This is a genomic window from Bacillus sp. FSL R9-9530 (genome assembly GCF_038008145.1).
GTDB lineage: Bacteria > Bacillota > Bacilli > Bacillales > Bacillaceae_G > Bacillus_A > Bacillus_A mycoides.
In genome coordinates this window covers 2,306,436-2,318,501 of record NZ_JBBOYO010000001.1, presented here as the reverse complement: position 1 = coordinate 2,318,501, position 12,066 = coordinate 2,306,436, and the positions used below count along the sequence as shown (strand labels likewise).

Annotated in this window: 14 protein-coding genes; 12 read left to right on the top strand and 2 right to left on the bottom strand. The window is 34.2% G+C overall.

Features of this window, described 5'->3' with window-relative positions:
- Positions 1 to 51: 51 nt before the first annotated feature.
- From MKX66_RS11490 to MKX66_RS11480, 3 genes are read left to right on the top strand one after another with little or no spacing between them, the layout of a single operon-like run.
- Positions 52 to 1,698, top strand: a complete 1,647-nt coding sequence (locus MKX66_RS11490) for a flagellar motor switch protein (protein WP_341086211.1) — start codon at positions 52 to 54, stop codon at positions 1,696 to 1,698.
- Between the two features lie 29 nt (positions 1,699 to 1,727).
- Positions 1,728 to 3,092 (top strand): transglycosylase, encoded by a 1,365-nt coding sequence (locus MKX66_RS11485; RefSeq protein ID WP_215591075.1) that lies wholly within the window; start codon positions 1,728 to 1,730, stop codon positions 3,090 to 3,092.
- 27 nt (positions 3,093 to 3,119) lie between these two features.
- Positions 3,120 to 3,836, top strand: a complete 717-nt coding sequence (locus MKX66_RS11480) for a hypothetical protein (protein WP_002086506.1) — start codon at positions 3,120 to 3,122, stop codon at positions 3,834 to 3,836.
- 38 nt (positions 3,837 to 3,874) lie between these two features.
- Here the strand turns inward: MKX66_RS11480 and MKX66_RS11475 are convergent, their stop codons facing one another.
- Positions 3,875 to 4,657: a CheR family methyltransferase gene (locus tag MKX66_RS11475; protein WP_002086504.1), complete on the bottom strand. Its 783-nt coding sequence runs from the start codon at positions 4,655 to 4,657 to the stop codon at positions 3,875 to 3,877.
- A 39-nt stretch (positions 4,658 to 4,696) separates the two neighbouring features.
- A complete protein-coding gene (locus MKX66_RS11470; protein ID WP_002086503.1) occupies positions 4,697 to 5,194 on the bottom strand; it encodes a flagellar motor switch protein FliG in 498 nt (165 codons plus the stop codon).
- A 143-nt stretch (positions 5,195 to 5,337) separates the two neighbouring features.
- Here MKX66_RS11470 and MKX66_RS11465 point away from each other — a divergent pair, with 143 nt between their 5' ends.
- The 9 genes from MKX66_RS11465 to flgC all read left to right on the top strand — a co-directional run bounded on the left by MKX66_RS11465 (position 5,338) and on the right by flgC (position 12,051).
- Positions 5,338 to 5,802 (top strand): YaaR family protein, encoded by a 465-nt coding sequence (locus tag MKX66_RS11465; RefSeq protein WP_002086502.1) that lies wholly within the window; start codon positions 5,338 to 5,340, stop codon positions 5,800 to 5,802.
- A gap of 15 nt (positions 5,803 to 5,817) precedes the next feature.
- Positions 5,818 to 6,270: a flagellar export chaperone FlgN gene (locus MKX66_RS11460; RefSeq protein WP_002064619.1), complete on the top strand. Its 453-nt coding sequence runs from the start codon at positions 5,818 to 5,820 to the stop codon at positions 6,268 to 6,270.
- Between the two features lie 17 nt (positions 6,271 to 6,287).
- Positions 6,288 to 7,586 (top strand): flagellar hook-associated protein FlgK, encoded by a 1,299-nt coding sequence (flgK, locus tag MKX66_RS11455; protein WP_326996399.1) that lies wholly within the window; start codon positions 6,288 to 6,290, stop codon positions 7,584 to 7,586.
- Positions 7,587 to 7,869: 283 nt separating this feature from the next.
- Complete coding sequence (locus MKX66_RS11450) at positions 7,870 to 8,733, top strand: flagellar hook-associated protein 3 (protein WP_002030927.1); 864 nt, start codon at positions 7,870 to 7,872, stop codon at positions 8,731 to 8,733.
- Between the two features lie 20 nt (positions 8,734 to 8,753).
- Positions 8,754 to 10,133 (top strand): flagellar hook-associated protein 2, encoded by a 1,380-nt coding sequence (locus tag MKX66_RS11445; protein ID WP_002012051.1) that lies wholly within the window; start codon positions 8,754 to 8,756, stop codon positions 10,131 to 10,133.
- Between the two features lie 22 nt (positions 10,134 to 10,155).
- Positions 10,156 to 10,524, top strand: coding sequence for a flagellar export chaperone FliS (locus MKX66_RS11440; protein ID WP_326996400.1), 369 nt, complete (start codon positions 10,156 to 10,158; stop codon positions 10,522 to 10,524).
- Complete coding sequence (locus MKX66_RS11435) at positions 10,514 to 10,786, top strand: hypothetical protein (protein ID WP_002141115.1); 273 nt, start codon at positions 10,514 to 10,516, stop codon at positions 10,784 to 10,786. Before MKX66_RS11440 ends, MKX66_RS11435 begins: the two co-directional genes overlap by 11 nt.
- Positions 10,787 to 11,130: 344 nt before the next feature.
- On the top strand, positions 11,131 to 11,616 hold the full coding sequence (gene flgB, locus MKX66_RS11430) for a flagellar basal body rod protein FlgB (RefSeq protein ID WP_002064629.1): 486 nt from the start codon (positions 11,131 to 11,133) through the stop codon (positions 11,614 to 11,616).
- Between the two features lie 21 nt (positions 11,617 to 11,637).
- Positions 11,638 to 12,051: a flagellar basal body rod protein FlgC gene (gene flgC / locus MKX66_RS11425; RefSeq protein WP_002030933.1), complete on the top strand. Its 414-nt coding sequence runs from the start codon at positions 11,638 to 11,640 to the stop codon at positions 12,049 to 12,051.
- Positions 12,052 to 12,066 lie beyond the last annotated feature (15 nt).

Sequence of the window (12,066 nt, the reverse complement as noted above, 5' to 3'; positions counted from 1 at the left end):
TAGAGAGTTTAAATCATTTGATAGAAAAACAAAAATGAGGAGGCAGGAAAAATGCCTGAGCAACACACAAAAGGGGATACTGGCACAATTGTGCTAGAAAAAGAAAATGAACATTTAACGCCTCAAGAATGCGATATTCTTGGTGAGATTGCTAATATATCATTTGGTTCAGCTTCGACTGTATTATCAACAATTTTAAATAGGCAAGTAAGTATTACTGCTCCTCAAGTAGAATTGGTAGATTTATATGATACAAGTGATGTTGAAATTCCACATGTTGTATTAAATATCCATTTCACAAAAGGATTAGATATGGAAAATCTTCTTGTTCTTCAACAAGATGTTGCTTTATCTATTGCTGATTTAATGATGATGGGAACAGGTGAAGTTGAAGAGGGAAAAGAGCTTGGTGAATTAGAGCTAAGTGCAGTACAAGAAGCTATGAATCAAATGATGGGATTCGCAGCAACATCTATGTCAGAATTCTTCCAAGATACGGTAGACATGTCTCCGCCAACAATTAAAGTTGTGCAACTTACAGAAGAGATGGAGAAGATTTCTGGTATTAATGGGAATAATATGGTTGTTAAAGTATCGTTTGAATTAAAAATAGATAATCTTGTGAATTCTAAGCTTGTACAGGTTGTTTCAGTTGAACATGCGAAGCGAATGATAAATAAATTGTTACAATTATCTGGTGGTGTGGAAGAAGAAATAGATGAGCCGGCGGAAGTGCAGGAAACTGAGATTGTAGAAGAGCATGTAGAAAAAGAGCAATTAACACAAGAAGAGAAAGATGTGCTTGGTGAAATTGCGAATATTTCAATCGGTTCGGCTTCAACAGTACTATCGACGCTTTTAAATCAGCCTGTCACTATTAGTACACCAAATGTAGAGGCGATTAATGTTCGTCATTATGAAGGAGTACCGGTTCCGTTTGTTATTTTAAATGTCGATTTTGTTGAAGGACTAAAAAATGAGAATGTATTCGTATTTACGAAAGATGTTGCTTTAACAATGGTAGATTTAATGATGATGGGAACGGGTGAAATTGATCCGGAGAAAGAGCTAAGTGAATTAGAGTTAAGTGGCATTAAAGAAATTATGAACCAAATGATGGGGCATGCTGCAACAGCGATGTCAGAAATGTTTAAAGAAAAAATGGATATGACACCACCAGACGTTAAATTTGTTTCTTTAAAAGAAGAAATGGAGTATTTGGGAGAGTCGATGGCAGTTGACGAACTCGTTCAAATTACTTTTAATCTTGAAATTGGTGATCTCCTTCAATCAAAGATGTATCAAATACTACCGATATCAGAAGCGAAAGAAATGGTTAGAAGACTTCTATATCCGATGGTGGAAGAGCAAGAAGAAATAGTTGAGGAAGTTGTTGAAGAGGAAGAAATTCCTGCACCAGTCGTACAGCCAATTGAATATAAAGAAGTCAAGCAAGTTGAGCCAGTATATATGGATACATCTATTCTACAAAATGTAGAAATGAATGTTAAATTTGTATTTGGAAGTACAGTGAGAACAATTCAAGATATTTTAAGTCTACAAGAAAATGAAGCGGTCGTACTTGATGAAGATATTGATGAACCGATTCAAATTTATGTGAACGATGTATTAGTGGCGTATGGAGAACTTGTAAATGTAGATGGGTTTTTCGGAGTAAAAGTGACGAAATCGCTATAAGGCGTCAAAATAGGAGTTTGAACAAATAGATGAAAAAAGTAAAGTTTTTTCTAGTTAGTTGGCTATTCTTACATATATGCATATTTTCACCATCACAAGGGCAGGCAGAAGAAAAAAGTGTACAAGATCAAAATATAAGCGAAATGAATGACCAAGAGGGAAAAAATAAAGAAGTTCAGGAACAGCCGGAACAAGTGGAAATGCCCTCGGTTGAAGATGAAAAAAAAGTAGTAGAAAATGAGCAAGGGAAAGAACAAAAAGAAGAAAGAACGATAGAAACAGACCGAGGGGTTATTACAGTTAATAAGCAGGAGCTAAAGGTTGGCGAAGAAGTGTGGATTGCTGTAGAACCAAATGAAAAAAACATTCAAAGTGTAAAAGGTATATTACAATTACAAAAAAATGGTGAGCAGTACAGACAAGAGAGAATAATATCTTTTGAGTATGAAGAAGAAACGAAGCGATGGATCGCTAATTATAAGGCCGGAATATATGATTTACAAGGTGATTGGAACCTTAGGCTCGTTGAAAGCTATAAAGAAGATGAGAAGGAAGAAGTAATAGAGAACGAATTAAATGTCCCGCTCATTCGTATAAACAATGAAGCACCAACTATAGATAAAGAATTGCCAAAGTTAGAGAAAGTTAGTATTGATGAGGCAAAAGGGAACTTAATTGAACGGAAAAAGGGAGAATCCGTTCATATACGAGTACAAACGGTAGATATAGAATCGGTTGTTAAAGAAGTGCGCGTTATATTAAAAGGAAAAGAAGACGGTAACGATATTACTTTTTTATTAGACTATAATAAACGCGACATGGATTGGCAGAAAATATTTGAAATAACAGAAGCTTTACCTGTTGGGCCGCATCAACTTATTGTGGAAGTAACAGATGGGGCAGGTAACAAACTTGTGACAGAGAGTGAATATATCGTTTCTATCATCGAACAAAAAGTGAAAGATGATGAAAAGATAGAAGAGCAAGAGAATCAAAATGAAGTAGAAGATAAGAAAGAAATTGAGAAGCAGGAAGATCCGAAAATAGAGATGCCACTTCCAGAAGAAAAACTTCCAGTTGTTCAAATTCCAAAGCAAGAAGAGAAAGTGAACTCTTATATAAAAGAGCCGTTGAAAGAAAAAGAGGAAATCAACTACGTTATAAAAGAGTCGTTAACAGACAACAAGGAAGTAAATAATGTGAAGGTTCATAAAGAGAAAAAAAGCGGAAATGACAATCAAGTCGTTTCTAAAAAGAAAGAGAAAATAGAAGAACAACAAGAAAAGAAAGAGGAAAAAAGTGAGCAGGGAGTACAGGCTTCTAATGTGTTTGCTGTTATGTCAGGATTATTTGTACTATTTTTAGTTTTAAAGAGTAATAAAGAGTGGGGCTAATAATTTGATAGTAGTGGAGGCGCTTAGATGGAAATTAAACGTACTACAATTGAAAATAAGACGCTACACCCATTAAAACAGCCTGCAGCTATTTCAGAACATGAAATTCAAAAAGAGCGAAAACGGAGTAATCTTGTGTTTACCGGGCGGTCCCAAATCATTTCGAAAAATAATGAAATAGGGATTCTACTTGCGAGTTTAGGTGATGGAAAGATTGTAAAAGATATGCTTTCTAAGGAAATGGATACGGTGTTGCAGTTGTTTTCAAAGCTACATATGTTGTCTGAGGAAGGAAAGCAATCGGAAAAAATATATGAACAAATTGTTAAAAGTTTGCAGGGGCTTATTAAACAAGCTCATATAAAGGGAGTTCCGTTATTAGACGGAACATATGATTTCGCTGAAGTGCAGCTTTCGTTTGGAAGAAAAGTGCATATTCCGTTACTTGATGTAAGTGCGCTCATTTCTAGAGTGGAACAAGATACATCAGAAGGAAATACGAATTTAATGATAACAGTTATTACAGCTTACATGACAAAATTGTCTAACGAAACAATTTTAATTAGCGGTACGGATCGTATTTCTAAAGAACGTGATGTGAGCGTGTGGAGAGCACTTGCAGAAATGAATATGACGCAATTATCTCATGCGTTGAAACATACGATTCAAGAGCATAAATGGTCTGTTACGGCTCTATTTCTCTTCATGTGGGTTATAGGTATCATATTGATTCGTATTATATAATAAAAAAAGGTCGTCATTTTAATTATGACGACCTTCTTTTATACTTTTTCGTAAAAGAATGTATCAAAGCGCTGAAGATTGTAGCGTTCGGGTGTTAAAATTTGTTCTGTGCTACCAACGAATAGTACGCCGCCTTTTCGTAAAGAACGACTAAACTTTTCATAAAGCTTTATTCTTGCTTCTTCTGTAAAGTAAATCATTACATTTCGACAAATGATTAAATCGTAGTTCGTATCAAATGTCTGCATTAATAAATCATGTTGTTTAAATGTAACTTGCTGTTTAATATTTTGATGCAATATATATGTATCATCTTCTTTTGTGAAATGACGTTGTTTTAAATCATTAGGTAATTCTTTCAAAGAGCGTTCTGTATATTGACCACGTTTTGCAGTTGCTAAAACATGAAAATCAAGATCCGTTGCTTGAATGTCATAACGAAACGGAGCTAGATGCTTCGATAATATTAAAGAAAGTGTATATGGTTCTTCACCGGCAGCGCAAGCAGCACTCCAAATTTTTAATTTACCGTTATTTTGTTCAAGTAGCTTTGGTAGAGCTTTCGTCTCTAACGTTTGCCAGCGCTCTTTATTTCTGAAAAACTCTGATACGTTAATTGTAATATAGTCAATAAAACTTAAAAATAACGTTTGATCGGTGCGTAAATTATTTAAAAAATTTGTGTAATTTTCAAAACCTTTTCTCGAAATGAAAGCATCGATTCTTCGGCGCATTCTATCTTGCTTATAGGAAGCGATATCCATATTAAAGTGCTGTTTAAAACTTACGACAAATTGATTATAATCTTGTTCAGTTATCATATTTACAATAGGCACAATAACGATATTGTGCCTCCCCCTTTACATCATACGAATTTTTTGTTCAAAGCTTTTTTTCAGCTGCTTTTCATGTAAGCCTGGTAAATCATAAATAACAGCATCAATTCCTGCTTCTTTTGCAACGTCAACGGGAATGACAGACGTATGTTTATCTCCGTTATAAAAACAGAGAACTAAATCGGTATCTTCGATAATTTGCTTTACAAAAAACATATAATCTGATCGATAAATGGAGTCGGAAGGATGATCAAAAGCAATATACTCTGCTCCGTGTTTTTTTAAATAATCAACGACTTCTTGAAATTCGTCTGTTAATACATGTAACGGTTGCAGTGTGTAAAGGCATAAATTTTGAGCGAGCCTTTCATTTTCAATGAAAAAACGAAGAACTTCATTTTCAATAGATTTATAACATAATATGTAAATTTTATGTTTGTGAGCATAGTCAATTAAAAATTTTTTTATTTCTTCCTGATCTAATGCTGTTAATTGATTTGAACCACAAAGAAAAATATTCATAGATTTGTGCCACCTCATGCTAAATTGTAACATATCTTCTATAAAAAATAACTGCAAAATATCATTGTACAGAGTATAATTATAAATAACTGGATTTTACGATTAAGTTTGGAAGGAAATAAAAAAATAAATAGGTGATATATATGCTGCGTTCTATCTCGCATAATCCAATTTTATCGCATATACCGCCTGCTACTCAAATGCCGAAAGAAGCAAATGTCAGGACAGGACTTGCTTTTTCGGATAATTTGCATGCAGATCCGAAAAAAGATAAATTGTTAGAACAAATGGAAGCACTTGTTGATAACATTGGAGAAATTAAAGAGAAAATCGAATTAGAGTTAACGCTCGATAATGTAATGGAATACAAAAATACTGTAAAATCATTTTTGAATTTTTACGTTGATAACGTATTGCAGTATAAAGATGTTATGTCTCGTCATCCGCGTTACGGATATTCGCAGAAAATGACGATCGTAAAACAAGCTGAAATGGGATTAACTGAGTTAGAAGATGTTATGAATTTAATTAATACGAAAACAGGGCATTTAGAAATGTTAAATCAAATTGGAGAAATTCATGGTTTGATTGTAAATTTAGTCTTGTAAAGGAAAGGAAGCTATATGTACATACAATTATATGAAAAGCTCGTTATTATTCAAAAGGCATATGAAAATATTCAAACGCTTGGGGAACAAATATATGAGAATTTAAAAAATAAAAATGTAAATGCAGTTCAAAAGTTGCAAGTAGAGCAATTGCAGTACATAGAAGGTGTTAAAGGATTATCGCGATCTTTTGAGGAAATGGTTGTTCAGCTTTGTAAAGAAAAACAAGTTGAACCGCTGCGTATGCGTTCGCTATTTTCGTATTTTTCACAGGAAGAAAATGAAAAAATGGAAGAATTACAAAAAAGTTTAAATGAATTAGAAGAAAATGTAAAAATGATTCTTTTGAAAAATCAATATTACTTAAACGTACTATTAAAAACTACAGAAAGTATTGTGGATTCCGTTTCTGAATACAATTTGGAGAAAAACAATAATTCGCAAATCTTTATGAATGAACTATTGTAAAGGAGAAGTGAAGCATTATGAGATTATCTGATTATAATACGCCGTTATCTGGTATGCTAGCGGCCCAAATGGGATTACAAACGACAAAACAAAACTTATCTAACATTCATACGCCGGGTTATGTTCGTCAAATGGTAAATTACGGATCTGTTGGAGCAAGTAACGGTCATACGCCTGAACAGAGAATCGGTTATGGTGTACAAACATTAGGAGTTGACCGTATTACAGATGAAGTGAAAACGAAGCAATTTAATGATCAGTTGTCACAGTTCTCTTACTACGCATATATGAATTCTACTTTATCACGAGTAGAGTCTATGGTAGGAACGACAGGGAAAAATTCATTATCTAGTTTAATGGATGGATTCTTCAATGCTTTTCGTGAAGTTGCAAAAAATCCAGAACAACCAAACTACTACGATACATTAGTTTCTGAAACTGGGAAGTTCACAAGTCAGATAAATCGTCTTGCGAAAAACTTAGATACAGCAGAAGCACAGACGACAGAAGATATTGAAGCACATGTGAATGAATTTAATCGTCTTGGTGCTAGTTTAGCAGAGGCGAATAAAAAAATTGGACAAGCAGGGACACAAGTACCTAATCAACTATTAGACGAACGTGATCGCATCGTTACAGAGATGTCTAAGTATGCCAATATTGAAGTATCTTATGAATCTATGAATCCTAATATCGCGAGTGTTAGAATGAATGGTGTTTTAACAGTAAATGGACAAGATACATATCCACTTCAATTAAATAAAGAAAAAGAACCAATGTCTGTTGCGATTTATGGATCGGATATTCCTTTAAATGGTGGAGCAATTCAATCAGCGATAGATACGAAAGCGAAGATTGCTAGTTATAAGAAAAACCTTGAAGAATTAATGAGTTCTGTAAAAGGTCAAGTGAATACAGTGATGGGAAAAGATTTCTTCGTTGGAGATCATGCGAAAGATATTCAGTTAAACCCTGAATTCGCAAAAGATGTTTCGAAAATGAAAATCTCCGCTGAAACAGCAAATAAACTAGCAGGAATTACAGATGGAGATTATAAAGAAGGTCTTTCTTATAAACAAGCATTAGACCAATTTATAGTTGGTGTAGTTTCTGATAAAAGTGCAGTGAATGCTTATCAAAATATTCATAAAGATTTATTAGAAGGTATTCAACAAGAAAAAATGAGTATTGAAGGCGTAAATATGGAAGAAGAAATGGTTAATTTAATGGCTTTCCAAAAATATTTTGTCGCAAACTCTAAAGCTATTACGACGATGAATGAAGTGTTTGATAGTTTGTTTTCGATTATTAGATAACATGTAGAAGGATCGAAAAAGCTTTTTTTGTGATGGAAGAGAGGGTCCGGCGCAGGGTAGAAGCGGACAGAGCCTTTTAGTGGACCAAGCCATGTTAGACCAGAGATATGAGATGGTTGAATGGGAAGTTAAGGGGGAGAATAGCCATGTTTAGCAAGCGTCCTCCCCCATGTAAATTAAATGAAAACGAAAAAGTCTTTTTTTATGAGGGAAGAGGATAGCTGTATATAGGTGCGGTTTCTTCTTCGCGCCAATTCAAATATAGATAAAGGAGAAGGTAAAGATGAGAGTATCTACATTTCAAAATGCAAACTGGGCAAAGAATCAGATGATGGATTTGAATGTGCAACAACAATATCATCGAAATCAAGTAACTTCAGGTAAGAAAAATCTTTTTATGAGCGAAGACCCACTTGCGGCAAGTAAATCATTTGCGATTCAGCATTCGTTAGCAAATATTGAACAAATGCAAAAAGATTTAGCGGATTCGAAAAATGTATTAACACAAACTGAAAATACATTACAAGGTGTTTTTAAATCTTTAACAAGAGCGGATCAATTAACAGTACAAGCGCTAAATGGGACGAATAGTGAAAAAGAATTGAAGGCAATCGGTGCAGAGATTGATCAAATTTTAAAACAAGTTGTATATTTAGCGAATACGAAAGAGCAAGGCCGTTATATTTTCGGTGGGGATAGTGCTGAACAAGCTCCATTTACAGAAGATGGTACGTATCAAGGTGGAAAAAATGATGTGAACTGGCAACTAAATGACGGTTATCAATTAAAAGCATTTCGTAACGGAGAAGAATTATTATCCCCAGTTATAAAAACGTTAAAACAGATGAGTGAAGCACTGAATAACGGTGATCAAAAAGCTTTGCAACCGTTATTAGGAGAAAATAAGAAAAACTTAGATAGCGTCATTAACCGTACAACTGAAGTTGGTTCAACAATGAACACAATGGAGACGTTTAAAACAATTTTAAGCGAGCAAAATTTAGCGCTTCAAGAAAACCGTAAAGAAATTGAAGATGTCGATTTGGCGGTAGCAATTTCTGACCTAGCATATATCAATGCAACGTATGAAGCGACGCTTAAAGCGGTTAGTACGATGAGTAAAACGAGTATTTTAGACTACATGTAAACAATAAGGAGTGAGACAATATGGCAGGAACATTAACAGGTATCGGTGGTAGACAACAGATTTGGAATCTCGGAAATAATATGATCGACACTTCTAACTTTGTAGAGTTAGAAATGCAAGCGTTAGATATGAGAAAAGCACCGTATACGAAAGAAAAGAGTGATCTTTCAAACGATAAACTATTATATACAAGTTTAAAATCAGAATTTAGTTCTTTTACACAGACTTTTAAAAACTTAGCAGCTTTTAAAGGAAATGAGAAAAAGGTAACAACATCACAAGACGGTTATATTAATGTAAAAGCTGATGGTGGAGCGATTGCAGGAACTTTTAATATGACGATTACACAGCTTGCACAACGTCATCAAATAGCCTCTAATAAGATTGCTGATATAAATGCGAAGCTTCCTAAAGATGAAACATTACAACTAGGCGGTAAAGAACTAAAAGTAACAACTGATATGACATATAAAGATTTAATTAACAAAATTAATGACGGAGATTATGGTGTATCGGCTTATACACTTGGAGATAAAATCTTTATGTCCTCGAAAAAAGAAGGAACAGATGGAGAAATTAATTTTAAGGGGAACACATCTACACTGTTTCAAGATATTGGTTTAGCTAAGGCGGATGGGACAGCAGTCAATACAATTAATGAAGCGCAAAATGCCAAATATAGTATTAATGGTATTGAAACTGAAAGTTTTACCAATACAATTGAAGCTCTTCCGGGCGTGAAAATTGAATTGTTAAAAGTAACTGAGCCGAAAGCAGAAGGAACACCAGATGCAGGTACAACAACAGATCCAAAAGCAAAAGGTATAGATCTGAAGTTTACAGTAAGTGACTCAAACGTAACAGATGCATCGAATGTTATTAAAAAGATGGTGGCGGATTATAATAAAGCTGTTTCTACAGTAGATATCTTTGCTGGGAAAGGTGGAGCTTTCCAAGGTCAAGCCATTATGCAAAGTGTACGTCAAGCGATGAATAATGTCGTGACATTTTCTCAAGACGGTAATTATTTATTCTCATTTGGTATCCAATTAAAGCAAGACGGGACGATGGAAGTTAATGATGAACAATTAACAAAAGCGTTAAAAGACAAGCCGGATGCAGCGAAGCAATTTTTCTTTGGTTCTAACGGTTTAGGGAAGATGATGGAAGAACCACTTGATAAACTATTTGGTGATAAAGGTGTAGTCGGAGAGCGTGTAAAAAACATCGATTCACGTGTAAGTGATTTAGATAAAAAGATTAAAGATATTGAAACACAAAATCTGCAAAAACAAGATGAGATTGTGAAGAAGTATCAAAAGCTAGAAAGTACATTAGCGGCGCTAGATAGCCAACTAAAAACAATTAAAGCAATGACAAAACAAAAAAGTGATGATTAATGAAAGTTAAGGAAGTGATTGTATGCAAGCATGGCAACGTTATATGCAAAATGATATTATGACGAGTAATCCAATTAAAAATACAATTTTTATTTATGAAAGATGTATCGTTGAGTTTCGTAATTTAGAAGAACTTTTAAATACTTTTAAACTACAAGAAGGAGATGCGCTTCTTGAAAAATTAGAACGTATTTTTGAAGAGTTAAAGCTTCAATTAAATCCTGAGATTACTAAAGATTTATATGATAGTCTATTCGGTTTATACGATTGGATTAGCATTCAAATTCAGACGATGAAAGTAACGCGTGAAGCAAAAAACATGGATGCGATTGTACAAGTGTTACAAGATTTAATAGACGGTTACCGCGGAGCACTCGAAAATGAACAATGATATTTATCGAGCGTTTGTCGGCTGTTTTAATGAAATCGGTGAATTGCAAGTATCAGATGGGGAATTTGCTGAGAAGAGTGCAATGTTAAATCGCTGGATGATGACATTGGATGAAGAGACGCGCGCAGATGTTGCAGCGGAAGTGAGTCCATTAATAATTAAGGCAGCACAGCATATTCGAGATAAGCAAAAATTTTTGGAAGAAATGATTATGACAAATGATGGACGAATGAAAGCGAATTCGTTTTACGGTAAATTTTAATGGTAAATTACGGAAATGGATACCCCTTTTAAAAGGGGATCCATTCCATTGTTTGAATAAGGCGTTCCGCTGATTGAGGTTTCACTTTATGACTGTAATAAAAAGAATGGTAATAATCCAAACAATGAAAAATAAGATGTCTTTATTTTATAGAGAGAAGTGTATGGAAGCTCTTTTTTTATTGTTTATATATCAAAATGTTACATGGATTACTACGCGTATACAGTTTTTTATATTCTTTTTTATATTTTTGTATTTTTCTAAAGACAACAATGGAAAAATGGAATAAAATATGTAAGGGTACATAATAGATAATATTTTAATAAATAAATACATATAGGAAAATGAATAATAAAGTGAAACTTCCATCAGTGGATGATCATGCGCTAAACGAGCATGATGGAAAAGGAAGGGTGTGGAATATGCCAGATTTAGTTAGTGATGTAAGTCATTATATGAACTATTTAGTAACGAAGCGAAATACCGTTTCTAGTAATATTGCAAATGCGAATACACCTGGCTATAAAGCACAAGATGTAACATTTGCTGAGAAAATGAATATGAGCAGTGCATTATACAAAAAAAATGCTGCGGATTTAAAGAGTAATCCAGATTTATATCAAACGAATGTAATGCACTTACCGACAGCAAATACGAAAAATACATACGCAAAGATTCAAACGAAATCAATGCAAACGAATAAAGATGGAAACAGTGTTGATGTAACGACAGAAATGCTAGATTTAATGAAAACAAACCAATTATACGGTGTTTCAATTAATGCAATTAATACGCAATACGCTATTAACCAAGCAGCACGTGGACGTTAATAGTTAAAAGGAGAGACAAAGATGTTTCAGGCAATTAATGCAAGTGGTTCAGGGCTAACTACAGCGAGAAAATGGATGGAAGTTACTTCTAACAATATCGTAAATGCAAATACGACGGGAGCACCGGGTGCAGAGCCGTATCACCGTCGAAGTGTAGTATTAGAATCAAATAATAGTTTTGCAAGTATGCTAGATGGAGCTCCTACTAACGGAGTGAAAATAAAAAGTATTGAAACGGATCGAAATGAAAATCTTGTGTATGATCCGACACATCCGCATGCAAATGAAGAAGGATATGTACGTTATCCGAACATTGATGTGACAGCTGAGATGACGAATGTAATGGTTGCTCAAAAAATGTATGAAGCAAATACAAGTGTATTAAATGCGAACAAAAAAATGCTCGATAAAGATTTAGAAATCGGCCGAGGATAAGAGGGAAGAGGGGAA

Bases quoted from the DNA above. Each gene is read 5' to 3' on its own strand.
- MKX66_RS11490 (WP_341086211.1), top strand. From the start codon at position 52: ATGCCTGAGCAACACACAAAAGGGGATACTGGCACAATTGTGCTAGAA.
- MKX66_RS11485 (WP_215591075.1), top strand. From the start codon at position 1,728: ATGAAAAAAGTAAAGTTTTTTCTAGTTAGTTGGCTATTCTTACATATA.
- MKX66_RS11480 (WP_002086506.1), top strand. From the start codon at position 3,120: ATGGAAATTAAACGTACTACAATTGAAAATAAGACGCTACACCCATTA.
- MKX66_RS11475 (WP_002086504.1), bottom strand. From the start codon at position 4,657: ATGATAACTGAACAAGATTATAATCAATTTGTCGTAAGTTTTAAACAG.
- MKX66_RS11470 (WP_002086503.1), bottom strand. From the start codon at position 5,194: ATGAATATTTTTCTTTGTGGTTCAAATCAATTAACAGCATTAGATCAG.
- MKX66_RS11465 (WP_002086502.1), top strand. From the start codon at position 5,338: ATGCTGCGTTCTATCTCGCATAATCCAATTTTATCGCATATACCGCCT.
- MKX66_RS11460 (WP_002064619.1), top strand. From the start codon at position 5,818: ATGTACATACAATTATATGAAAAGCTCGTTATTATTCAAAAGGCATAT.
- flgK (WP_326996399.1), top strand. From the start codon at position 6,288: ATGAGATTATCTGATTATAATACGCCGTTATCTGGTATGCTAGCGGCC.
- MKX66_RS11450 (WP_002030927.1), top strand. From the start codon at position 7,870: ATGAGAGTATCTACATTTCAAAATGCAAACTGGGCAAAGAATCAGATG.
- MKX66_RS11445 (WP_002012051.1), top strand. From the start codon at position 8,754: ATGGCAGGAACATTAACAGGTATCGGTGGTAGACAACAGATTTGGAAT.
- MKX66_RS11440 (WP_326996400.1), top strand. From the start codon at position 10,156: ATGCAAGCATGGCAACGTTATATGCAAAATGATATTATGACGAGTAAT.
- MKX66_RS11435 (WP_002141115.1), top strand. From the start codon at position 10,514: ATGAACAATGATATTTATCGAGCGTTTGTCGGCTGTTTTAATGAAATC.
- flgB (WP_002064629.1), top strand. From the start codon at position 11,131: ATGAATAATAAAGTGAAACTTCCATCAGTGGATGATCATGCGCTAAAC.
- flgC (WP_002030933.1), top strand. From the start codon at position 11,638: ATGTTTCAGGCAATTAATGCAAGTGGTTCAGGGCTAACTACAGCGAGA.